Genomic DNA, 24,559 nt, shown 5'->3' with positions numbered 1-24,559 from the left:
CATTCAGTGATGATTGGGCTTTTTTTATGGTATGGTTTTAGTGGCTTAATATGTTGATTTATAGTTTGTATTGTTTTTAAGTAACTTTTAAATTACCTTTGTAATGAAGATAAGAGAAGTAGTGATGTATAAGAATTACTTTAATGAGTTTTTAAGTAAACAACCATTAAAGGTTCAAATGAAGATAGTTAAAATAATTGAAGCAGTTGAAATTCTAGATAGAATACCTTCTAATTACATGAAGCATATTTTGGGAACAGTAGGTTTGTATGAAATAAGAATACAATTAGGAAGTGATATTTGGAGAGTGTTCTGTTTTTTTGATGGAGATAAATTAGTGGTTTTATTGAGTGGCTTCCAAAAGAAAACTCAAAAGACTCCCTTAAATGAGATTAAAAAGGCTATAAAGTTAATGAATGAGTATTATGAAAGAAAATAGAGATGTGAAGACTTGGTCACAAGTAAAAGATGAGGTGTTTGGTGTAGTTGGAGAACCAAAAAGAGATGAGATAGAGAGAGAAGTAGAGACTTTTAAAGTAGGACTATTGCTTAGAAAGGCAAGAGAAGAGAAAAAGCTAACTCAAGCAGAACTAGCTAGTTTAGTGAATAAGAAGAGAGAATATATTTCTCGAGTAGAAAATAATGGAAGTAATATGACATTAAAGACGTTATATGATATCGTAGAAAAAGGATTAGGAGGAAAGGTGACAATATCTATTGAACTATAAACACTCAGCCCATTCAGTGATGATTGGGCTTTTTTTATGATTATGTTATTCTAAAAGTGTTGAAATTATATATTATGTCTTTATTTATTGTTAAATTTAATATTGGTATAATTAATACAATAAATATGGAAGAGTTGAACAATATTAATAATCCTAATCTACGACCTAGAGTAAAGTTAGAATATCTTATTGCACTAATATTTTTAGGTTTTTTTACGTATGGAGTAGGTTTTTTTATAGCTCTTGTAGGTTATACTTATTATGATAGTACTAATGTATTATATCAAAAACAACAATATGATGCAGCTTTTAAAAAGGCTAAACTAGGGAATAATATACTTTTAATCAGCATTGTTGTATGTAGTATTGTATCTGTAATTATTATTTTTATACACATAATAACATGTTTTAAGGCTATAGCAGATTATTTATACCCTTGATTATTGGTTTAAGTACTCAAAGTTGATTTTGAGGATTAAGTATATTGTCAAGAGTCTTGAAAAAATACTTTATGGTGTTTGCTCTTCTACTGTAATAAATCTACTTAATAAAGAAATAGCCAAACCAAAAAAGGCTACTATAGCAAAGGCAGTCTTAAGAGAAGAGTGCTGTGCAATAAACCCTATAACTGGTGGTCCTAAAAAGAAACCGATAAAACCGATACTGGTAATTAATGTTAAGGCTTGCTGAGGTGGCATTGTTTTAGTGTGCCCTGCTAAGTTATAACACATGGGTACTACGGCTGATACACCAAGCCCTACAATCATAAAAGAAGCAATCGTTGTATATACACTTGGAAACATAACCGATGCACCTAACCCTAAAAAAAGTAATATACCACAGAAAAGTAATGTCTTCTGTTCTCCAAATTTTCTAACTGTAAAGTCTGATATAAAACGGCCACTTGCCATCGCAAACATATAAGCTGTCAGTCCATATCCGATAAGCTGTATAGGAGCATGGGTGACATGTTTCATATATTCACTAGACCAATCAGTCATCATCCCTTCTGCTACCATAGCGAAGAAGGCTAATAGCCCTAACAAGACTAAGTTCTTATCGGGTAATTGAAAGCCTTTCTTTTCTGTTAGTATTGGATTATCACTAGTAGCGTCGTTTGTTTCAGGAATAAGGTATTTAAAAAGCAATAGAGAAACAATAATCCCTGCGGTAGAGTAATAGATAAAATGTTCTAAAGGAGGGACATAGCTACTGATCATCTCTGCGCCTAACCATGAGGCAGCAAAGCCTCCTATACTCCAAGTACCATGTAGAGAGCCTATGATTTGCCCTTTATATAGTTTAGAGACCTTAATAGCTTGTGTGTTGATAGAAATATTAGTGATATTACTAATTGCCCCGAATAAGACTAAGTTTAGTTTTAACTGCCATAATACCTCCCAATAACCAATACCCACTAATAGTACTAAGTAGGTTAATAAGAAGAATAGGGTTGCTTTTTTACTGCCGAGTTTCTCTATTATTTTACCTGCTATAGGAAGAGTTATTAAGGTTCCTATAGAGATGTATAATAAGACAAATCCCCAAGCAGAGTCATTTACTCCGAAAGCTTCTTTAATAGTAGGAATACGCGATGCCCATGAGGCAGATATTCCTCCAAAGATGAAGAATAAAACAGTTACGGCTATACGTGCTAAGTGTTTTGACATAATTCTTTTTGATTGAAAGCCGTAAATGTATGAATAAATAAAAACGGTCTGTTGTTTATACAGACCGTTTAGATGATTTTATTTTTTGATTGCTTTAGCAATGCTTTCTAAGTTTTGATTAAAGTCCATCAGTTGACCTAATACTTGAGCCACTTGATTGTCTTTACCTGCCATACCTAATTTGTTTTGCTTAACAAAGATATCTTTAATATCCTCCCAACGTTGACGCTCTACATCTGTTAGTCGATTAGCAAGCTCTTTTAGCTTAAGTAAGTTAGCCTCTGTATCTGATGTCAAGGTCTGTGACTCGTTCTCATAATGAGTTAAGATTAACTCATCTATTTCACTATCGTTCATCAGTGGAACTATCCTACTCATCATCTTATTCATATCACGGTAAGAACCTTGTAGCTTAAAGGCAGGTTCTGTTCTATAAGCATTGTCCATACTTGCACTTAAGATATACTGTTGGTTTACTTTTAGTACAATATCTCTTACTGTTATTGATTTCTTTAATACAGCAGTAAACTCTTCTATCTCTTGTCCACTAAAGTTTCCTTCTAAGGATAAAGATTCTTCTGACTTCGTTTCGATATGGTTAATCAGTTTATAGAAGTCGTCTAAAGAGTTACTACTCAACTTCTGTAAATAGGTGTTCTCAGCAATCGCGTTTTCTAATAAACTTAGTTTGAACAAATGCTCTGTACTACCAATCACATCTCCTAAGTTATACGTATCAGCACGGTTAGCTAACATATCAGGTATCTGAAACTTCTCTCCTGATTCTGTATATGGGTTACCAGCCATAATGATACAAAACCGCTTACCTCTTAAGTCATACGTTTTACTCTCTCCTTCGAAAATACCATCCATCTTACGCTGTCCATCAGCAAGAGATATAAACTTCTGTAAGAACTCAGAACTACAGTGTTGTATGTCGTCTAAGTATAGCATTACGTTGTCCGCCATTTCGAACGATAAGTTGATCTTCTTTAGTTCTTCACGAGCACCAGAAGTCTTCGCTTCAGTTGGATCAATAGAAGTAATAGAGTGTCCAATAGTTGGTCCGTTAATCTTAACAAAGTGAAGACCTAAAGCATTGGCTAAGTATTCCATTAGGGTAGTCTTACCATACCCAGGAGGAGATACTAATAATAACATTCCCATACGTGCTGTACGTTTGTTATCACCATAAACTCCAATCTGTTTAGCTAGGTTATTTCCAATTAAAGGAAAGTAAACTTCATTAATCAGTTTATTACGAACAAAAGAAGTCAGTACACGCGGTTTTAATTCATTTACTTTTAATGATTTCTTGTATTCGCTTAACAACATATCTTTAGTAGCAATAAAGTCTGTAAACATTGGAACACTTTCAGTCTCGAATACTTGAAGTTTACGCATATATTCGTGATAGTCTAATGTATAAGTATCTTGTACTATTAAAGTGTGATTCCCTTTTAGGTTGTTTAAGACCACAGTATCAGTACTCTCTTTTAATGTATAGTTATATTGCTTTTCAAATAACAATAAACAACATGCTTCATCAATATACTTTTTATATATAGCAGCTTTAGGTTCATGATCTATATAAGAATACAACCAGTTCTGTATTAAATAAAAAGCATCTAATGTAGATAAGGTAGTATCGTTAATATCATTCTCAAAGGTCACACTTGTATTCTTTTGTTGTAAGAAAGTAACAAACTGTTTCTTTAATAGAGAAGCTTGTTCTGCTTTTGTAAAGAACACTCCTGTAGAAAACTCACTGTATAAATACTTAGCAATCTCTGTTTTTAATGAAAGAGTACGCAATGGCGATTCCCATTGAGTGTATAGTTCTTCTAATTGTGATAAGATATACTGATAGTTAGCACTGTTAGGGAAGACCTTTTGTACAGCAGCTGCACTATTAATACTCTTAAGCAAAGTGTCTCTTACTTCTGCTTCTAATTTATACCAAAATACTTGCGCCGAAACACGTGTAGCAGGAGCATAAGTTAGTATTCCCAATTCTGCTTTTAGTTTAAGCAGAGCTTGAGTAATCTCTAATCCGTCAAAGTCGTGTACTCCTTTTAAATATCCTTCAGAGTAATTCTGTTCTGTTCTAAACTTAATTGCTTCATTAATATCTAATGAAGGATTAGTCTGCAACTCTTTTATGATTTGGTAAGCTAAATACTCAGCTCTATATACCTCGTTATTTTCAGAGATAAGATCTTGATTCCATATCTCCTTATAGGCATATATCTTATCATTGTTAATAGGATAAGTAAAACTTGTTCCTGTTAAGTGATAATACAAAATATCGTTACGTCTAACGATAGTAAGGTCTAATGGCTGTTTGTTGACTAAGAATTTATGAGTACCTAAGCTAATTACATTTTCTCCATCAGCGAATAGGTCTTGTTTATCTCTTAGTGTACGCAGTGCATCTTCTTGACTCGTCTTAACGCTGTTCTCTAAATTTTCAGCTTTAGATACATCCCCTAAGTCATTTAATTCAATAACTAATTGACGTACCTTATCGACCATAAGGTCTGTAGAGAAGAATGCAAGTATTTCCTCTTTCGTTTTGAAAGAAGAAGACTTGTTCTCTATATTTTTTAATATACGTAGACCTATTTGTTCTAACGAACTTGTACGTCTATTGATTTGTTCTACTAACTGTGTTTTACGAGTATCGAAAGCTTTAGATACTTCTTCTCGCTTATCGGCTATCTTTAAGATAAAATCATCGAAGTCAGCAAACTTACTCTCCAGCTCTTCTACCTGTACACTTACTTTAGAATGGTATTCGTCACACTTCTCAGGTGAATTAGATAACTCTAAGAAGTTGATGATACTTTGATCAAGTAAGGTTAATTGGGCATGAAACTCAGCAATAGATTCATTTGTACGAAGAGAGTCTATCTTTCTCTTCAGTTGAGAACGCACCTCATTAAGCGAAGCAAATATTACAGATATTTTCTCTATAATCTTTGTTGCTTGAGTAGTGTCTTCTATTTTTAAACTGTTTAGAATATCGATCAGCAGTTCTAATTCAGCTGATATCGCTTTACAATTTTCATCTATAGCATTAGCATCGATTACTTTGACTACCTCATTTACTTTAGTCTTTTGATCAATTACTTTTTGTTCATAAGGAACTAGAGCTTGCTCTTGTAGTAAGAAAGCAATTGTTTTATCAGATAGCGATTCATTAGTTTTACCCAATTGCTCTTGATAATTCTCTAAGATAGATAAGTCAACATACTTCGTTTGACGAGCACTGATGACTTCACCTAATAGCTTTCTGTTTTCAGCCAATAGATGTACTAATCCTTCTAAAGTATCTCCTTTAGCATTCTTAACATTAAAGAGTTGTTTATCTACTTTCGCTTTTAGGTCAGTTAATAGACCAGCTGCTCTTTTGCGTTGTTCTTGTACTTTCTCGAACTCATCTATTGCTGTATTAGCAATGCTTTTTATCTGCTCTAATGGCTCGTCTAAGCTTTTAGTCTCTTTGGTTCTTATCCAGAAATAAGCATCTATAATGTCATTTGCTTTCTTAGCTATATCACCATACAGCCCTTCATACGAATCTTCTTTATCGATGAGGTGGATGATCTCTTGACATTCAGCCATCGCTTTTACGATGTCTTTATTCCCTATTTTGTATAAGTGATTTTCTTTTTGTTCCTTATTCTCTATTAATGTAGCAGCATAAGGAGTTTCCCATATTTGTACTACGTGATGTCTTACTGCTTCATTCTCTGAACGGAAATAGATTAACTTACCATCGTTAAACAAAGTGAAACCACTACATACGATAGGAGTCTCTACTTGCTGTTTGATGATGTTATAAGACATCAGGGTATAGATATTATTCTCTGCTTGATAGAATAGGTATAAGTAGTCCTCTCCATTATGAGAAGGAATAGTTCTTACAAACTCTAAGTTTTGAACACTGTTATCAAATATCTTATAGTCCCCATTCTGTAGGTAATACCCATTAGAGAATAAGATACCCTGTCCATCAGGAAGTAGAATACCTGTCTCATTTAAAGCAGGTACATTGATAACTTGTTTTGTTCTATTGTTAAAGATAAAAGCACGGAAATCCTCTTGGTAAGGTTTAATGCGTATAGCGATAAAGTTACCTAAGTCAGCGTAGAAATAGTCGGCATCATCTAATTGTTGATCTATATTCTTTACAGGCTCAGAGTATATCCCTTGTCCATTATCTGTGTTGTCTTCTATTTTAAAAGTAATATCTCCACCTACAGCTTCTATAAACACTTTGTCTTGTATAGAGATATGAGGGTGTACCCCTAAGCGTCTGTTCTCAAGGTTAGTTTTAACCCAGTTGAACTCAAACTGAGGGCTCTTTACTACTTCGTGAATGCTACGATCATCTTGATAAATCAATTGATTATCTTTGATTAACCACTTAAAAGCTTTTAAGTTATCTGCATTCTTACTTGTTTGGAATACCATATAGAGGTAATTCTCAGTCTTCTTAAATCTGCTGAAGATAGAGTCTCTATAGTATTTGTATAAGTTTTTATAATCGCTGATGAAGTTCTCATCATAGATAAAGTCTAATGGTTGAGGTAAGAACTGATTGTTCTCAAAGCGGTATATACTAAATACATCGCTTAACTGAATATCAGTCTTAAGTCCAAAGTGTACGTTATAGGCAAAAATACAAGTCGTGTCAAAGGCAATAATACCTCTGGCAGTACAGTTGTTCTCTGTCGTAATACGTTGATTGGCGATAAGTTTTAGATCAACAGAGGTAAAGACTTCTTTACGATCGTCATTCAGTGCATTTAATCGTTGGATTAAATCTCCTTTTTGACTTTGCAGTCTCTTCTGTATAATCTCATAAGTGTTAGAATCTAATGATTCTATATTTTGGTTTTCTAATTCAGCCATATATAAAGGATACTTTGTATTAGAACGATAAGACTAATACGTAGGTAAATTAAAAATAGAGTAGGGGTAATAGTAGAAAATCACTCTTCTCTATAGAGAAGAGTGATTAGTATATATTAAGATAACTTCTTATTCCCTATACCGAAACTCTGAACAGCATCAGCTATATTACTTAATAGGCCCATATTGTCCTCAGTTGCGTTTTGTTGCATCTTAAGTACTAATGATGCTATACTAAGATTCTTTAAATCTTCAGTTGTGATATTAAACTGACTTGCATAGTGCTTAATATTGTTAAATAACTCACCTTGACTGATAGTAGAACCATCACCTAATAGAGCAAGTTTAATATCTTGAGCATTCTGACTCTTGTCGATTAATTGGTCAAATCCTTTTGCACGACTTACTTGATTGATAATGTTTTCGAAGAACATTGTTTCTCCACCTACGATATCAATCTTAGCAGTCTGAAGTGCAGAAGATAATACGTTAGCTTGTGATTGAGCAATGTCTTTTTGGATTGTGATAGCAGCCAATTCCACTTCTTTTTCTTTCTGAAGTTGTAGTTTGAACTCTTCGTGTTCTTTTCCTACACCATCCATTTGCTTCATAGCATTTGCTTTCTCTTTTAATCCTTCAGCATCAGCTATTGCTTTTTCTTTCATCACTTCCGCTTCAGCTAATCCTTCTTTTCTCTTCGCTTCTGCTTTCGCTTCGATACCAGCAGCTTCAGCAGTTGCTATACGTTGTATTTTTGCAGCATCTACGATACTTTGTTGTTCTACAGCCTCTGCTTTTGCTTTGATTACTTCTGCCTCTGCTAATCCGATAGTAGCATCTTCACGAGCTTTTGCATCTGCAAGTATCTTACGTGCCTCAGCTTGTTTAATAGAAGCTTCTTTCTCTGCTTCTGCTTCGATTAGCATTTGTTGAGAGATTTGCTCTTGAGCAGACTTTTTAGCTTCTGCTTCTTTTACTGTTCTGATTAAGTTCTCTTCTGCTTGTCTGCTTGCTTGAGTGATACCTACTTGTTTCTCTCTTTCTACAGCGCGAAGTGCTTCTACGTCTTTAATATTTTGTTGTTCTTCCACAACTCCTTTTTCAAGCTGTACTCTTTCGCGAATAACATCTTGTATCGTCTTTTTCTCTTCTTCTACAGCACGCTCTTTATTGATTTGAGCCAATGTTACGATACGCTCTCTTTCTGTTTGTTCTAACGCTCTGTCTTTTTCTACTCTTTCTGTTTCTACAGCATCAGTGCGCTCTTTATTTTTAGCAGCGATGATTACTTGACGTAGTTTATTCTCTTCTAATACAGCCAAACTTTCTTCTGTAGAGATGCGTACACTCTCAGACTTAAGACGTTCTTCTTCACGTACCTTTTGAATCTCAGCTTCTTCACGAGCGCGGATATTATCCACTTCTCTGCGTTGTTTCTCTTCTTTTTCTGACAATTGTCTTTCAAGTTCTAAGATAGCTTCACGAGCTTCAACGTCTTGCTTCTTGATTACCTTTTGCTCATCTCTACGGATAAGGTTAGCATTGATGTTTTGTAATGCAGTAAGTTCAGTAATCTTTTTAATCCCTTCAGAGTCAAGGATGTTCTGAGGATCTAAGTAAGAGATATTAGTCTGTTCTAAGTAGTCAATAGCACAGTCATCTAAGATATACCCGTTTAAGTCTCTACCTATGATATTAATAATCTCTTCTCTAAACTCTCTACGAGCTTCGTATAATTCGATGAACTCAAATTTCTTACCTACTGTTTTTAAAGCTTCAGAAAACTTCGCTTCGAATATGTTTCTTAGCGTTTCTACATCACTTGCTCGCTCACAACCTAATGTTTGTGCCACATTAATTACGTCTTCTATAGACTTGTTAACTCTGATAAAGAAAGCTACTTTAATATCTGCACGAATATTGTCTTTACAGATAAGACCTTCGTTTTGCATCCTATCGATTTGTAGTTTTTTTACAGAGATATCCATTATCTCCATCTTATGGAATACTGGGATTACATAAATACCTTTGTTAAAAGCTACTTTAGTTCCTCCAACCCCTGTTCTTACTATAGATTTACCTTGTGGTATTTTTTTATAGAAGGATGCAAGTATTGCAAAAAATAATAATACTAATAGAAAAAGTGCGCCTATAATAATAGCTATTAATGTCCCTAAGCCAAACTCACCCATAGATTTTAGTGTTTATAGTTAATAATTAATGTATTCTTCTTACTTGGAATATATTTTCTTTATCACATTTTTTAGTGATAATGACTTTCTCTCCATATTTTATTTGGTTACCATCTGTACTCTGTACCAATATCTTGATTGGATCTTGATCGATGATTACCTCCATATTTCCTTGTTTATCTGCTATAATACTTGATAGCATAACACCTTCTTTTCCGATAAAATCTATAGCCTTCTCGCCGTGATAACCAGTATTCTTTAAAAACTTAACTAACGGAAGTGTAGCGTAATGCGTTAAGATAATCGCTATAAAAGAAAGTGGAATTAATATCACAACAGACCAAAAGCCTAGATTCACTACCTTAGGAATAGTGGTAGTTAATAACGTACCGGCCCAAGTAAAGAACTTAAAGATCGTCAATACAATCATGAAAGGAATCTTTCCTACATTCATAAACTCAAGTATCTGCATAAAGATACTTGGCTGACGTACATCTACATGATCTGCTACATCCACTTCTTTGTCATGAGCAATGTCTAGATGACTCTGTTGTAAATCAAAATCTGTATCTACATCTGCATCTATGTCTATATCAACATCTATTTCAGGATTGACATCCATATCAATATCAAAACCATCAAACCCTCCTAATACAGCAGAAAATATCCAATAGATAAAGGTTATTCCCATTAATACGCTCATAATAGCGTTAGGAAGAGGATTGAATAAATGATGAATTATTTCTGTCATTTATAAATAGCGTATTATATTAATATGTGTTTAAAATTTACCAAATATAACTTAATTTTAAGAAAGTATTCTGTTATGTTTTGTCAATATTATAACATGAGTAAATAATTTATCCTTTTAGGATACCTCTTTTAGGAAATGAGGTTTAGATAGCATAAATTATAGATTATTGAATATAAAAAGTCATAGCTTAAAAAAGGTTGTTTATTTGGTTTATTAAAAGGAATAAGTTGCATGGATTGACATTGTAGTTCCAACTCCTCTTGTGTAATCTGCGTGAATACCTCTGTATTGACTTACTGGAGGATAATATGTTTTATTGAATAAATTGTCAATACCTAGTGAGAGTGACCAATGATTGTTAGGTGTATAATTTGCACTAAGATTAAATAGATTGATTTCACTTATCGGGCCTTGTCCGTTTTTATATTTTCCATTGTTATTTGGGCTGAAGTGTTTTCTGCTTCCTGTATTTATCCAAAATAAGGATAGAGTCGCTTTATTGATTGGATTGTATGTAATAAATGCAGTCGCTTTATTTGGAGGTATTCTATCACCTCCCAGGTATTCTAAGACACCTTTTTTATTCTCTGTTTTTCCTTCTATAGAGGTGAAGGTACCGCCCATTTTTAAGTTCTCTATTATTCTCACCTCTAAAGCTATTTCAAAACCTTTAATCTTTTCGGGTTCTCTACTAGGCATCAGATATCCTCCTACATCTACTAAATTAATACCGTATTTAGAAGTGCTTATATAATATGAAGTTTGTAGTGAGAAGATGCTGTATTTACTAGAGAAACCTATTTCATAATTATTAGTAATGACAGGAGAAGTTTCTAAATTATTCAGTGTATTAGCATCTGCTCTTCTCAATATTTTACCTACTTCATTGAGAGAAAAACCTTGTGAGTAACTGATAAATGGATTGAAGTAATCATATTTAGCGTATCGAATACCTGCGTTAAATACTGTTGCTCTATAAGTTAGTTTGCCTCCATTGACAGCTATGGAGCCTTCGTTGTTAGGGCCTGTTGCTATAGTGGTATAATCATTGATTTTTACATTCGAATTTTCATATCGAATCCCTCCTTTAAAGATAAAGTCATCTAACAAATGTATCTTTAACTGTGCATAAGGAGCTACGCTTAGCATTTTCATTTGAGGGGTTAATATCCTACCATCTGTGAGGTCTTGCATAGTCATATCACTGAGTAGATCAAAACCGTAAGTAATTTCAATAGGAGTATTATAAAGGGTGAAAGGGGTATTAAAGTTGGTTCTCAACCCTTTCTTTTTTGAGATTATCCTAGTCTGACCTGGTCCATACCAGACTGTTCCTTTTGGTACATAGCGATTCATAGATTGAAAGGAGGTGATGTAAGCACTAATGTCTAATCGGGTATTAGCATAAAGAGCATTATTACTATAGGTCAGCATAGCATTATGATTGTATGGTGTGCCTACAGGCTTTCCACCTTCGCTACCTCTTATTCCGATAGCAGGCTCCTGTCCATAACGTCCTGGTTTAGTTTTATATTTCTCATCTTGTACGGTAGTGTAATAATTGTAGAGTAGTTGTAGTGATGAGGAATCATTGAGCTGATAAGATAGTTTTGTGAAGATGTTTCGTTCATAAGAATTCGATAGTCCACCTAGTTGCCCTAATGGCAAGCCTTCACCATCTCTTTGTAAGCCATTGTATTTAAGATGACCACCTATAGCATAGCTGATGTTATTTATTCTACCTGAGAAGTATTGTCCTATTTGATAACCTATAGTTCCGCTACTGTTATAAGGGTTAAAAGTAGTACCTATTTTAGTCTGTCCACTTAATGGTTTGTTCCCGACGTCTTTTCTAGTAATATAATTAATAATACCACCTGCAGACCCATTGCCATAGATAGATGTTGCTCCTTTTATTACTTCTATCCTTTCGATTACATAAGGATCTAGAGAGCGTATACTCCGGGCTCCATTCATTAAAGGGAGAGATTGAGGAATACCATCTATTAAGACTAATAAAGGTCTTCCTCTCAGTGTCTGTCCTGTATTGGCTACTTTATTAGTGGCTGTAGCGAGTCCAGGTACTGTATTTCCTAAGATATAGCCAATATTACTATTAATATCACTTTGTGTTTCTATTTCTTGTTTGGTAAGTATTGTGATAGAAGAGGGGACTGTAGAAGTATGTTCTGGTTTTCGGCCAGCAGTAATGATAATTTCATTTATAGTCTCAGGATTAGTAGTAAGTGTAATTGTAAAGTTATTAATCGTATCTTTTTGTAACTCTAGAATCGTATGATAATCAGCATAATCAAAGGCTTTTAACCTTAAGTCAAGAGTAGAAGAATGAGTATCTACTAGAGAGAATATGCCTGTATCATCGGTGATACCTACATTTTGATTATTTATCTCTACGACTACATTAGGAACGGCATGACCAGAAGGATTTTTTACTTGAAGATTTAAATGCTGTGCCTGTGAGAACATTGATAATGAAGAGAATAGTGTGATGTACAGTTTCTCTTTTCGGGAGGATAGTAATTTCATAGTCTATTTATTTAGAATTGTTCTAAACAAATTTATACAAAAGCATCACTTTATTTAAAAAAACAGATCGTAAATTAAGAGGAATATGTAGTTAAAGTTTTGAATAGTAGATGTTTAATTTTGATTATTTCACAGTTATTATAAAATGAATAGGGTCACCTTATAAAGGTGACCCTACCATTATAGTATATGATATTAGCAATTAGCTCAATCCTTCTATTAATCCATCTACTAAGTCAATTCTTAGTGCTTGAGGTGATTTAGGCAGTCCAGGCATACGCATAATATCTCCTGCTATAGCCACGATAAACTCAGAACCTCTATTGATCACTAAGTCATTGATTACAATGTCAAAATCTTTAGCTACACCGTATGCTGTTGCATCTGCAGAGAATGAATATTGTGTTTTGGCAATACATACAGGGTATTGATCCATATCTGTATTTTTTAGTTGGGCTAACTTCTTTTTAGCAGCAGAGGAGAACTCTACCTTATTAGCTCCATATATCTTCTTAGCGATATTCTCTATTTTTACAGCTATTGTTTCACTGTCTTGATAAGGGAACTGAAGAGGTTTACTTGGATTGTGTGCTATTGTGTTTACAACTACTTCAGCTAGTGCTTTAGCGCCTTCACCACCTTCTACGAATGCATTGTTAATCGCAAATCCAATGTGGTTATCCTTACAGTATTGCTCCACGATTTGTAATTCCTCTGCATCATCAGTTGCATACTTATTGAAAGCTACTACAATGCTTTGTCCGTAAGATTTAATATTCTCTACATGCTTAGCTAAGTTCTCTAACCCCTTGCGGATACCATCTGTATTTTTAGCTTTAATATCTTCGATAGCTATACCACCGTGCATCTTTAATCCTTGTGCAGTAGCGACTACCACTGTCAGTTTGGGTTGTAAACCAGATTTTCGACACTTGATATCAAAGAATTTTTCGGCACCTAAGTCTGCACCAAACCCTGCTTCAGTGATGACATAGTCTCCATAGCTCATAGCCATTTTAGTAGCGATAACAGAGTTACAACCATGTGCAATATTAGCGAATGGTCCACCGTGAATAAAGGCAGCAGTGTTTTCGGTAGTTTGTACTAAGTTAGGATTAAGTGCATCTTTTAATAGTACCGTAATAGCTCCAGCTACACCTAGATCTTTTACGGTAAACATACTTCCGTCATATCGATATCCTAATAAGATATTTTCTATTCTGCGTCTAAGGTCTTCTATATCTGTCGCCAGACACATAATAGCCATAATCTCAGAGGCAGGAGTAATGTCAAATCCTGATTCTTGTGGCACTCCATTAGCGCTACCTCTTAGCCCAGTGTTGATATAGCGCAAGCTACGGTCATTCACATCTAATACTCTTTTCCACAATATTTCTTTAATTCCGTTTTCGTTAGCTCTATTCTGATAAATATAATTATCAAATAAAGCACTTATCGTATTATGAGCTGATGTGATAGCGTGAAAATCTCCTGTGAAATGTAGGTTGATATTCTCCATAGGCAATACCTGAGCATATCCACCTCCTGCAGCTCCACCTTTCATCCCAAAACATGGACCTAATGAAGGCTCGCGTAGGGCTACTACAGCTTTCTTACCTATTTTATTTAACCCCAATGCTAGGCCTATAGATACAGTCGTTTTACCGATACCTGCTTTAGTAGGAGTGATTGAAGTAACTAATATTAAATTTGATTTGTTGATGTTCTCTGTATTCATAGCGTCTAAAGGAACCTTAGCCATATACTTTCCATAAGGGATAAGCTCTTCTTCATTTACACCGATAGCGTGCGCTACATCTTGTATTCTCTTTAATTCGCATTCGCGAGCAATTTCGATATCTGTTTTCATTTATAATGATAGTTTGTGTTATTGAAGAGTAAAGATAAGGTTTTTTGTAAGGGCAATTATCGCTATTGTGCTTAATTAAATAAGGGATAGATATTATGGCGAATTGTGTAATGAAAACCATGACATATAAGTCGAAACCATAATTCTAGGAATCAATTTTTAGAATGCTTCTAAAAAATTAAGTATTTTGTTAAATTCATATCTGTGTAGTGTAAATGGTTTAATTACTGAAGTGTTTTATTATTTTTTATATCTAAATAATAACATATATCTTTACAACTTTAATAATATATTGTTTTATAAATGAAGACTGAAGCACAATTAATAGAAAGAAGTGGTAATAAATGCGAACTATGTGAGGCAACTGGACATTTAAATGTATATGAAGTACCACCTGCAGCAGCAAATGAAGCAGATAGAGAAATCTATATTTGTGATACTTGTTTAGAACAAGTAGAGAAGAAAGCTGAGTTAGATGCTAATCACTGGCAATGTCTGACTACGTCGATGTGGAGTGAATTTCCAGCTGTACAAGTAGTAGCTTGGCGTATGCTGAACCGTTTCCGTAACGAAAGTTGGGCAGCAGATAGTTTAGAGATGATGTATTTAGATGATGAACTTTTAGAGTTTGCTAAACTTACTGGAGATCATACAGGAGATGGTAGTGTAGACCTGCATAAAGACTGTAATGGTAATGTCTTGGTAGGTGGAGATACTGTGACATTAATTAAAGACCTTGATGTAAAAGGATCTACGATTAATGCTAAGATCGGTACTGCTGTTCGAAATATCCGTTTAGTACACGATAATACAGAGCAAATCGAAGGAAAGATAGACGGTCAACAAATCGTTATCTTAACCAAATTCGTAAAGAAACAAGCATAATTAGCTTATACAGATATAACAGCCTCTTTGTTCTAGACTTAGAGGCTTTTTTATTGACTTTTGGTAGCGTTGAGTCCGTATTGTGTCCGTTATGAGTCTGTAATGACTCCGATAATCCTTGATAAATAACGGAATCACTACTTAGGTGCTATATTAAGATAATGTTGATATTACAAACAAAACAGGTACAGTACTGGATGAAGCTAGAAGCCTGAGGAGGTCTTTGTAATTATGCTGTGAGTGTGTTTTAGTAGTATCAGAGAGCTAGAATAAACTTAACCAAATAGGAATACTAAATTCTTCTAATAGATGTGCAAGTTTAGTTTCTTTATAAGTTTCTCTTGTGAGCCACTTTGCTTCCGCTATTTCTGAAGCTACTTCTAGCGTTTGATGATTGATTGTAATATGATAGATATGAGCTTTGACTATAGTGTTTTTTTCATTTACAGCTTCTGTACTATGTGTACCTAACAGAGTTAGTTCATTTGTGTTTATTGTTAAGTGTAGCTCTTCTTTTAACTCTCTTACTAATGCTTGTTCAGGAGTTTCTCCTTTTTCGATTTTACCACCTGCCATCATATAATAGGTAGATGTTTTTTTGCGAACTGTCAGTAATCGGTTATCTTGATCTGTTATTAATGCTGATGCTAAATATAGAATAGTAGGAGTTGTCATATTGGACAATTTTAAGTGACAAAGATAGCATTATTAAAAATAACTGTTTAGCCAATAGGTGTTTTTGAGTTTTTTAGAACAAGGAATGTTTTTATAAATCAGTTTAAATAGGTGGGTGCAAAAATTAGTTGGTTAATATTTAAATAATTAGCGTTGTATTTAGTAAAGTTTAGTACTTTTACCACCCAAATAAAAGAATTACATACATCAATTGACTTGAATGATAAAAAAAATATAAGTTTATTGTGAAAATATGTTTTTCAATTAAAAAATATTTTATCTTTATTCTATTAAAGTGATACCTTGTATAGAGTAAGATTTAGTGTATTACATTAGTTTTAATTTTTAAAATCCGTAAGCCTGATAAGAGGCGAAAATGAACATCACAATGGTAAAAGAAGAATTTACTGCATTATTTAAAGGGTATAAAGTACCTAATGAAATTAAAAGTTTATTGGAATTTCAGACCTCTGAGAATATTCCATCTTATTATTCTAACGCTATCTATTTAATAGACGAAGATCCAGGAATCATAGAGTCTATTTCAGAAGAAGAAGAATTTGTAAATTCGTTTGTTCCTTTTGCAGAAGCTAATAGTACTGGTAGTATTTATGCTTTTTGGGTACAGGATAAAGCGGTAAAAAGTTTGGATAACTGTCCTATCGTTGTTTTTGGTGATGAAGGAGGAGTGTTTATCGTTGCTAAAAATATCAAAGAGCTACTACAGATATCAGCTTATGATGTGGAGGCAGTTGTGTTTATGGAAGAATTCTATTTCCCTGATAAAGAGGAGTTGATAGAAGAGGGAGAATTCGATGCTACAGAGTTTAATAAAGAATTCTTGGATTGGGTTCGTACTGATGCGAAATTAAAACCAATACTTACAATAGAAGCTATTGATGAAGTTATTGCTAATGCGCAAGATCAATTTGCTGATGACTTAGAGCAGTTTATAGCTAAGTTTGCATAAATATTGTGGCAATCAAATAAGATATAATGAAGAGAGGAAATTCCTCTCTTTTTTGTTATATATATGTTAATAAAAATAACTATCTTGCTCAACAAAATAAAAAAAATATGGAATTTAATCAGTTTGAAAATCAAGTTACGGAACAACGTGAGAAGCCTAATAACTATATGGGGCTGTCTATTACTTCTACAGTATTAGGTATGTGTTCTTTCTGGTGTATTGGGTTAATATTAGGTATTATTGCTATCGTAATGTCTAGTCAGTCTACTAGTAAGTATAAAAACGGTGAGTATGAGGCTTCTGTTAAAGCAGCTAGTACAGCGAAGAAATTAGCTTTAGTAGCTATTTTATTATTTGTAATCGCTATTGGTAAAGCTGTTTTTGATATTGTGAGTGCAGGAGGTATAAATGCATACTTCGAAACAATTATGGAGCAAGTGAGAGCAGCTCAAAATATGTAATAGGTTATAATGAAGAATTGGATACTTAGAATCATATTTCTAATAATTCCTCTTTTTGGATTATATTATTACTATCAGTTTTTTGGGAGTGATGATAATGGTGGTCTATCGTGTATGTTCTATCGTGAGACAGGGTGGCTATGCCCTGGATGCGGAGGACAGCGTGCCTTGCATGCATTACTACATGGACATTTTAGAGAGGCTCTAGAGTATAATATAATGATATTAGTATACTTTCCTTTACTTGCTTTTTTATATATAGCATTAGTGGAAGTGTATATTGTAAAGAATGATAAGTTTTTGCAGAAATATGCTATTCCGAATTGGTTTGCCTATTCTTTTCTAGCGCTTATTATTGTATTCTTTATAGTCAGAAATATATGGTAAAATAGAAAGCCCCTTAGTTTAACTAAGGGGCTTTTATATTTATAAGAAGATTAGATTCTTATTTTTCTTTAAAAGTGCGTAGTTCATTTTTATAGACATAATATATACTATTAGTGATAGGGTCTATCTCGTATAGAGGTCTATTGTTGTCGATAGCTATTTTATCTACTTCTTTACCGTCTTTCTTTCTCACTTTCACTAATTGTGTAGTTTCTCCTTCAGTACCTTTAGCGAATACATAAGCGTATTCAGCAGTTTGTTTAAGCGCATTAAATCTGCTTTGTACCAATGGGGTGATAGTACTATTCAGGTCATTCATAAGGGACTGTTGAGTATTTAGTGTTTTTTGTGCTTTAGCACGATCTTTCTCACTGAATACATAGTCTTTGCTTTCTACTACTTGACCATTAGCATTGCGATAAGATACAGAATAGGTTGCACTTGTTATGGCTTGGTTTTTAGCATTCATAGCCCCCATATAAGCATTACCAGCTATAGATGCTGATTTTAGCAAGCGTCTTCCTACTTCTCCTGGTTCTTTATAGGTGTTGTGGTATATAACATTTCCATCTTGACCAACACCGATAACATCGTTTTGTCCAATGATACAGATTACACCATCGATTACCTCTAAGCTAGTAATTAGCTTGTCATTTTGTACATCTATTTTGTCTCCGATAGGCTCTGGTGCATCTGCAGAGTTAGGGTCAAACTTGTATATTTTCTTATTGTTATAAGCTAAGAATGCTTTTGTGTTCTCATCTTGTCCTACGGCTAATGGTCTGTTTTTATTAAATTTTACATTTCGTTTCCAGATTTTTTTACCACTAGTATAGTCTACCATATTACCATAAGTATCTGTAAGGTATAGTACTCTGTTGTTGTCTACTTTATCTAAGAAGTAGATTTCATCATCTGATTTATCAGCTATTTCAATAAATTTCTTCCATTTTGGTTGTCCTTCTTGGTTGATTAAATTCATTTCTGTATCTGCTATATACAGGTAGTTATTTTCAATAGGGATCACTCGTTTAATAGATTTACCTTTGGCATCTTTTTTCCATATCTTTTTTCCATCGCTATAAGAGTAAAAGTTAAATCCAGTATTGTGTGCAATTAATATTCTGTCATTCCAATCTTCTATATAAGATAAAAACTTAGTAGTAATATCATTCTTCCATAGCTTATCTCCTGTATTAGCATTTAAGATATTTAGATAACTTTTTGTACTTAATAAAGATTTTTCACTATTGATAATGATGATGTTTTCTAAGTTTTGAGATAAATAAAAGTCATTGATTTGATAATCTGTTTTCCATTTAATTTCTCCAGAGTTCAAGTCTAGATTAAATAGATAGCCTTTGACTGTGATATAGAGTTTGTTATCTACTTTTAGAATAATATCTTCTGCCTGTTTGAGTTTAGAAAGTTGTTCTTTAACGTTTAAAGAAGAAGTGATTGTTTTAAAAACAGACATTTTCTCTTGAGTACCTACTTGAGTACTCCATAATGTTTTTTTGTCTGTTGGCGATAGGTACTCAAAGTTGAATGCACTTTCGTTAGCTGTTAATAATAGAATAGCATTATCTTCTATTATATAGTTTGTTTTGATTATTCTTGATTTACTTTCTTTTGTGTTGAATATAACATCTCCATTGAAGATATTAATTATCAAATCATTGTCATCTAGTTTGATTTTTGCATAAGGAGATTTTGGAAGTACTTCTATTTCTGTAGCTACTTCTTCGAAGTACATCAAGACACTTCCTAAAGCAGTAGATTTAAAATCACTTTGATAATCTTTTTTTACAATCTTCCATGTAGTTTGATTAGTAGTAGGATTATAACTAGAGATGATATCTTTATCCTTAACAATTATATCTCCCGTAGCAGGAACTAAACTAATAGATTCGATATTGTTGTCAAATTTAGTAACAACATCAGCTTGTCGTTGTGCGTAATTAATAGATGTGGCTATTAAAAGTACACTGATTAAAAACTTTTTCATTATATTTTTTTTAACAAAAATAAGCTAAAAAAATGATTGTAATATTTTTTGTTTAATTTTTTAATATTTATCAAATAAATGCAACAAAAAATAAAGATGTTAAGATGACTTTATTTTTGCTTATATTGAGATATTTCTAAAAATAAAGAGTATTTTGAGATATTATTGCTGAATATTTATTTATTCTTTTTTACTTTTACTTATTTGATATTGTTAATTATTGTTGTAGTTTTATATATTATTTAGATGTGTATTGTGTTAAAGTGACTTTATTTGTCATTTTTCTGATTATATTTTTTTGTTTTAAAATAGTTGGAAATTAAAGGATAAGGAAGGTTTGTGCTTCTAGTTACAAGCTTGAAAAATATAATGATACAGTACATTTATAATTTTTTAAGAGAAAGTATTCGTAGAAGTTCTAAGATTTAAGTATTTAGTTTTTTTATTCTTTTTTTAAGAAAATTAAAAAAGGGAATGAAAGTTGTAGTGTGTAGTATAGAATGATATGAGTAACCTATCTCTGATATAAAAGATTGGTTTAAAAAAAGTAGAAGTTGATTAATTATAATTATAGTAACCATGAAAAAGGTATTTAGTTTAATGTTCGGTGTATTATTAGCATTTCAGATGCAAGCTCAAACTAAAGGAGCTACAAATACATCTAAGGATGAGCCAAGAGTAATCATTCTTGCAACAGGAGGAACAATTGCAGGATCTGGAGAATCAGCAACCAAAGCAGCTTATACTGCTGGTAAAATTCCGATTGAGAATCTTCTGAATGCTGTACCAGAGATGCATAAGTTTGGAAAGATCAAGGGTGAGCAAATCGCTCAGATTGGTAGTCAAGATATGAATATCGAAACATGGTTAAAATTAAGTAATCGTATTAATGAGATATTCGAAAAAGATGAGGCTGATGGGGTAGTGATTACACATGGAACGGATACACAAGAAGAAACGGCTTATTTCTTAGAATTGACTATTAATTCTAATAAACCTGTGGTATTAGTGGGAGCGATGAGACCTGCAACTGCGATGAGCCAAGATGGTAATAGAAACTTGCTAGATGCTGTGATGGTAGCTGCATCTCCAGAAAGCAAAGAAGCTGGAGTGGTAATCGCTATGAATGAAGCAGTATTTGCAGCTAGAGATGTTACGAAAACAGTGACAACTAACATGGCTACTTTTCAGTCTAGAAATTTCGGACCAATAGGATTAATCTTTGATGGAAAAGTGAGTTACTATTATAAAACATTAAGATCTCCAGAAAAGAAATTTAATGTAAAAGGATTAACTAAACTTCCTCAAGTAGAAATCGTGTACGGTTATGCTGATGCTAGCCCTAGAGCTGTAACTGCTGCAAAAGAAGAAGGTGTAGCAGGTATAGTATACGCTGGTATGGGGAATGGTAACTTTAATGCTCCTGTAGGAGAAGCTTTAATATCAGCTGCAAAATCAGGTATTATAGTTTGTCGTTCGGCAAGAGCGGGTGCAGGTAGAGTGACTTTATTCAATGAGGTGGATGATAATGCACTTGGTTTTGTTGTAGCAGATGATTTAAGTCCTCAGAAAGCTAGAATCTTATTGATGTTAGCACTTACTGAGACTAAGGATAGAGCTGCGATTCAAGATATGTTCTTCAAATATTAAGAGAAGTAAATTATAACCATTAATATAGGAGGAGCGCTTACTGAATCTATATACAGTGTTGCGCTCCTCTTATATAGAATGTAGACTAAAGGTATAATTAAAAATTTGTGGCGATGTTACTATTACAGTTCTGTATCCTGATAGGAATGATTCTTATCGGATCACAAATGAAAGGAATTGGTCTTGGAGTCATGGGAATGGTTGGGTTAAGTATATTCGTATTTGTATTCGGTATGCGTCCTGGTGATCCTCCTATAGATGTAATGCTTGTGATTATGGCTATTGTTTCTACAGCAGCTACTCTTCAAGCATGTGGTGGACTAGACTATTTAGTGCAATTAGCTGAGAAAGTAATTCGAAGTAATCCTTCTAATATTGTGTTTATTGCACCATTTACGGTTTATTTCTTTTGTCTTTTTGCAGGGACGGCGCACTTACTATATTCTTTATTACCTATTATTTCTGAGGTAGCAGCTAAAAAGAGAATTAGACCTGAGCGTCCTTTAAGTATATCGGTGATCGCCTCTCACTTAGCGATAACAGGGAGTCCTATGAGTGCTGCTACAGCGGCTTTTGCAGGGGCTAGTATTTTAGCTTATCCTGGGGCTTTGATAGATATTATGAAAGTGTGTATACCTGCCTGTCTCATTGGTATTTTAATAGGTTGTTTGTCTGTTCTTAAGAAAGGTAAGGAGTTGGAGGACGACCCTATATTTATTGAGAAGATGAAAGATCCGGAGTTTGCTAAAAGTCTTGATGCGGATGTGGTAGGGGAGAAAAAAGAATTAAGAAAAGGAGCGAAGACTTCTGTTGTGATATTCTCTATAGCGGTGTTACTAATTGTTTTAGCAGGTGCTTTTCCTCAGTTACTTCCTGTTTTTGAACCTGGAGCTGCAAGCTTAGTGCTTAAGGCTAGTGGGGAGTTGCAGATGGTGGCAGTGATAAGTATGATTACATTGACTGCTTCTGCTCTGATGATGATTACAACCAAAACAAGTGCAATAGCAGTGACAAAGGTTAGTCTTTTTAGTTCTATGGCTACTGCTGTCGTTTCTGTGTTTGGTGTAGTGTGGATGAGTTCTACTTTTATGGCGCATAATGAAGTGGTGATAAAAGCATTTATGACAGATGTGGTTTCTGCATATCCTTGGACTTTTGCTATTGCTGTATTTATTTTAGGAGCCTTGATGTTTAGTCAGGCAGCTACAACAAAAACGATGATGCCTCTAGGATTGTCTTTGGGATTATCTAACCCTGCGCTGATAGCAATATTCCCTGCCGTGAATGCAGATTTTGTTTTACCAGGTTATCCGACACTGTTAGCAGCAATTAATTTTGACAGAACAGGAAGTACTAAGATCGGGAAGTTTGTTGTGAATCATAGTTTTATGATTCCAGGATTAGTAGCGATTGGCGTAGCCGTAGCTGCAGGCTTTTTGTTAGGAGCTGTTTTATTATAAAAAATGAAGTATTAAATAAAAAAATGAAAATGAAAAAGGCATTATTATTAATGACGATGTTTGTGAGTGCGGGAGCAATGGCTCAGGAACCGCAGTCTTCTACAGACACGATTGTAAAACCTATTATCCCCGTCGAGAAAGTAGGATTGTTAAAAAATATAGACGTTCTATTTCATACTAGAGTGGGATTTGAGAGTTACTTTGATAACGGAACTTTTACCAACTCTGAGTTTGATAATAATCAGGCTCGTATTGAGATAAAAGGAAAAATACATGATAGAGTGTATTTTAGATTTAGAAATCGATATACTCAGAAATCTGAAATAGGTACGAAAGACCATATTGAAAGAGGTATTGATATGGCATTTGTAGGAATCTATCTAGATTCTAAAACTAGACTAGACATTGGTAAGATGAGTGCTGACTGGGGAGGGTATGAGTTTGATTTAAATCCAATTGAGATTTTACAATATAATGATATATTACAACATGCAGATAATTTCTTGACTGGAGTAGGTGTTACACATACTTTAGATAATGGGCATTCTTTTGGGGCACAGATTCTAAATTCTAGAACACAAGATTTTGAAGATCAATATCATGATTTTGATATAACTAATTTAGAGAAAGCAAAAATGCCTTTGGCTTTTGTTGCAAACTGGAGAGGTAATTTCTTTGATGGGAAGTTCCAAACAAACTATAGTTATAGCTACTTTCAAGAAGCAAAAAGTAAAGCGATGAACTATGTGTCTCTTGGGCATAAATATCAAGATAGTAAATTAACGATTATGTATGACTTCCAATATAGCAAGGAAGATCTAGATCGTAAAGGGATGGTGAGTTATATGGTAAATAATAAATTAGAAGAAGGAGTGAAAGGCTATGTAAGTGAAAATGTATCTTATATGGATAACTGGATTAAGGCAGATTATCTTGTTACTCCTAAATTAAATTTATCATTAACATTAATGACTAGTAACGCTTATGGTAAAAATATAGAGAGCGCTACAAGTGGTACAGATCGTTTGAGAACAAGTTATGGTTTTATACCAACGGTACAGTATATACCATTTAAGGATATTAATGTGAGATTCTATGTTTCTTATGTGGGAAGATATTATAACTATTCTTCTTATGCTAAGAATAATTTAGGATTAGAAAATTATAATACAGGAAGATTGACAATAGGATTTGTTGCTCCTTTATTGATATTATAATAGATAGCTATATAATAAGTATAAGCTCTAGGTCTTCTGACTTAGAGCTTTTCTTTTTTACAAAAGTAGGTAGGTAGTATCATGCTCCTATATATAATATAGTACAATATTAAATACATTCTACCATCCAGCCTTACGTATATATAGTATAGAGAAGCCATAGCG

The 24,559-nt window shown here is 33.6% G+C and carries 18 protein-coding genes; 10 read left to right on the top strand and 8 right to left on the bottom strand.

All coding sequences use genetic code 11. From position 1 onward, the window contains the following. Positions 1-103: 103 nt before the first annotated feature. The 3 genes from AABL85_RS15195 (at position 104) to AABL85_RS15185 (ending at position 1,168) form a co-directional block, all read left to right on the top strand. Positions 104-439 (top strand): type II toxin-antitoxin system RelE/ParE family toxin, encoded by a 336-nt coding sequence (locus tag AABL85_RS15195; protein WP_341310703.1) that lies wholly within the window; start codon positions 104-106, stop codon positions 437-439. Next, a complete protein-coding gene (locus AABL85_RS15190) occupies positions 426-728 on the top strand; it encodes a helix-turn-helix transcriptional regulator (protein ID WP_006260186.1) in 303 nt (100 codons plus the stop codon). Before AABL85_RS15195 ends, AABL85_RS15190 begins: the two co-directional genes overlap by 14 nt. Positions 729-853: 125 nt before the next feature. Then, positions 854-1,168 carry a hypothetical protein gene (locus AABL85_RS15185; RefSeq protein ID WP_286395986.1) on the top strand — a complete coding sequence of 105 codons (315 nt, stop codon included), beginning with the start codon at positions 854-856 and terminating at the stop codon, positions 1,166-1,168. Between the two features lie 69 nt (positions 1,169-1,237). Here the strand turns inward: AABL85_RS15185 and AABL85_RS15180 are convergent, their stop codons facing one another. The 6 genes from AABL85_RS15180 to AABL85_RS15155 form a co-directional block, all read right to left on the bottom strand. Next, complete coding sequence (locus tag AABL85_RS15180) at positions 1,238-2,398, bottom strand: MFS transporter (protein WP_341310702.1); 1,161 nt, start codon at positions 2,396-2,398, stop codon at positions 1,238-1,240. Between the two features lie 78 nt (positions 2,399-2,476). Continuing rightward, positions 2,477-7,318, bottom strand: coding sequence for a DNA repair ATPase (locus AABL85_RS15175; protein ID WP_341310701.1), 4,842 nt, complete (start codon positions 7,316-7,318; stop codon positions 2,477-2,479). Positions 7,319-7,434: 116 nt separating this feature from the next. After that, positions 7,435-9,510, bottom strand: a complete 2,076-nt coding sequence (locus tag AABL85_RS15170; RefSeq protein WP_006267068.1) for a hypothetical protein — start codon at positions 9,508-9,510, stop codon at positions 7,435-7,437. A 25-nt stretch (positions 9,511-9,535) separates the two neighbouring features. Beyond that, entirely contained in the window at positions 9,536-10,261 is a 726-nt protein-coding gene (locus tag AABL85_RS15165; RefSeq protein ID WP_286395996.1) for an OB-fold-containig protein, read from the bottom strand. Between the two features lie 216 nt (positions 10,262-10,477). Continuing rightward, the gene (locus AABL85_RS15160) at positions 10,478-12,811 is read right to left on the bottom strand and encodes a TonB-dependent receptor (RefSeq protein WP_286416810.1); all 2,334 of its coding nucleotides are present in this window, start codon (positions 12,809-12,811) and stop codon (positions 10,478-10,480) included. Positions 12,812-13,013: 202 nt separating this feature from the next. Continuing rightward, on the bottom strand, positions 13,014-14,681 hold the full coding sequence (locus tag AABL85_RS15155; protein ID WP_341310700.1) for a formate--tetrahydrofolate ligase: 1,668 nt from the start codon (positions 14,679-14,681) through the stop codon (positions 13,014-13,016). Between the two features lie 303 nt (positions 14,682-14,984). Here AABL85_RS15155 and AABL85_RS15150 point away from each other — a divergent pair, with 303 nt between their 5' ends. Further along, a complete protein-coding gene (locus AABL85_RS15150; RefSeq protein WP_006260179.1) occupies positions 14,985-15,566 on the top strand; it encodes a PhnA domain-containing protein in 582 nt (193 codons plus the stop codon). A 264-nt stretch (positions 15,567-15,830) separates the two neighbouring features. On the opposite strand, the gene AABL85_RS15145 is transcribed toward AABL85_RS15150, so the two are convergent. Further along, positions 15,831-16,241 (bottom strand): NUDIX domain-containing protein, encoded by a 411-nt coding sequence (locus AABL85_RS15145; protein ID WP_341310699.1) that lies wholly within the window; start codon positions 16,239-16,241, stop codon positions 15,831-15,833. Positions 16,242-16,617: 376 nt separating this feature from the next. Between AABL85_RS15145 and AABL85_RS15140 the strand changes: the two genes are divergently transcribed. The 3 genes from AABL85_RS15140 (at position 16,618) to AABL85_RS15130 (ending at position 18,059) form a co-directional block, all read left to right on the top strand. Then, positions 16,618-17,211, top strand: coding sequence for a cell wall assembly protein (locus AABL85_RS15140; protein WP_341310698.1), 594 nt, complete (start codon positions 16,618-16,620; stop codon positions 17,209-17,211). Between the two features lie 107 nt (positions 17,212-17,318). Further along, complete coding sequence (locus AABL85_RS15135) at positions 17,319-17,672, top strand: CD225/dispanin family protein (protein ID WP_286416817.1); 354 nt, start codon at positions 17,319-17,321, stop codon at positions 17,670-17,672. Between the two features lie 9 nt (positions 17,673-17,681). Further along, entirely contained in the window at positions 17,682-18,059 is a 378-nt protein-coding gene (locus tag AABL85_RS15130; RefSeq protein ID WP_286437400.1) for a DUF2752 domain-containing protein, read from the top strand. 58 nt (positions 18,060-18,117) lie between these two features. Here the strand turns inward: AABL85_RS15130 and AABL85_RS15125 are convergent, their stop codons facing one another. Next, the gene (locus AABL85_RS15125) at positions 18,118-20,067 is read right to left on the bottom strand and encodes a PQQ-binding-like beta-propeller repeat protein (protein ID WP_341310697.1); all 1,950 of its coding nucleotides are present in this window, start codon (positions 20,065-20,067) and stop codon (positions 18,118-18,120) included. Between the two features lie 579 nt (positions 20,068-20,646). Here AABL85_RS15125 and AABL85_RS15120 point away from each other — a divergent pair. The 3 genes from AABL85_RS15120 to AABL85_RS15110 all read left to right on the top strand — a co-directional run bounded on the left by AABL85_RS15120 (position 20,647) and on the right by AABL85_RS15110 (position 24,394). Then, positions 20,647-21,717: a type II asparaginase gene (locus AABL85_RS15120; protein WP_286416821.1), complete on the top strand. Its 1,071-nt coding sequence runs from the start codon at positions 20,647-20,649 to the stop codon at positions 21,715-21,717. A gap of 113 nt (positions 21,718-21,830) precedes the next feature. Beyond that, positions 21,831-23,177: an anaerobic C4-dicarboxylate transporter gene (locus AABL85_RS15115; protein ID WP_341310696.1), complete on the top strand. Its 1,347-nt coding sequence runs from the start codon at positions 21,831-21,833 to the stop codon at positions 23,175-23,177. A 29-nt stretch (positions 23,178-23,206) separates the two neighbouring features. Continuing rightward, positions 23,207-24,394: a porin gene (locus AABL85_RS15110; protein ID WP_341310695.1), complete on the top strand. Its 1,188-nt coding sequence runs from the start codon at positions 23,207-23,209 to the stop codon at positions 24,392-24,394. The last annotated feature ends 165 nt before the right edge of the window (positions 24,395-24,559 follow it).

It is taken from the genome of Myroides odoratimimus (assembly GCF_038039805.1).
Taxonomy (GTDB): Bacteria; Bacteroidota; Bacteroidia; order Flavobacteriales; family Flavobacteriaceae; genus Flavobacterium; species Flavobacterium odoratimimum_B.
The sequence above is the reverse complement of the archived record's forward strand: the minus strand, read 5'-3'. Positions and strand labels throughout refer to the sequence as shown.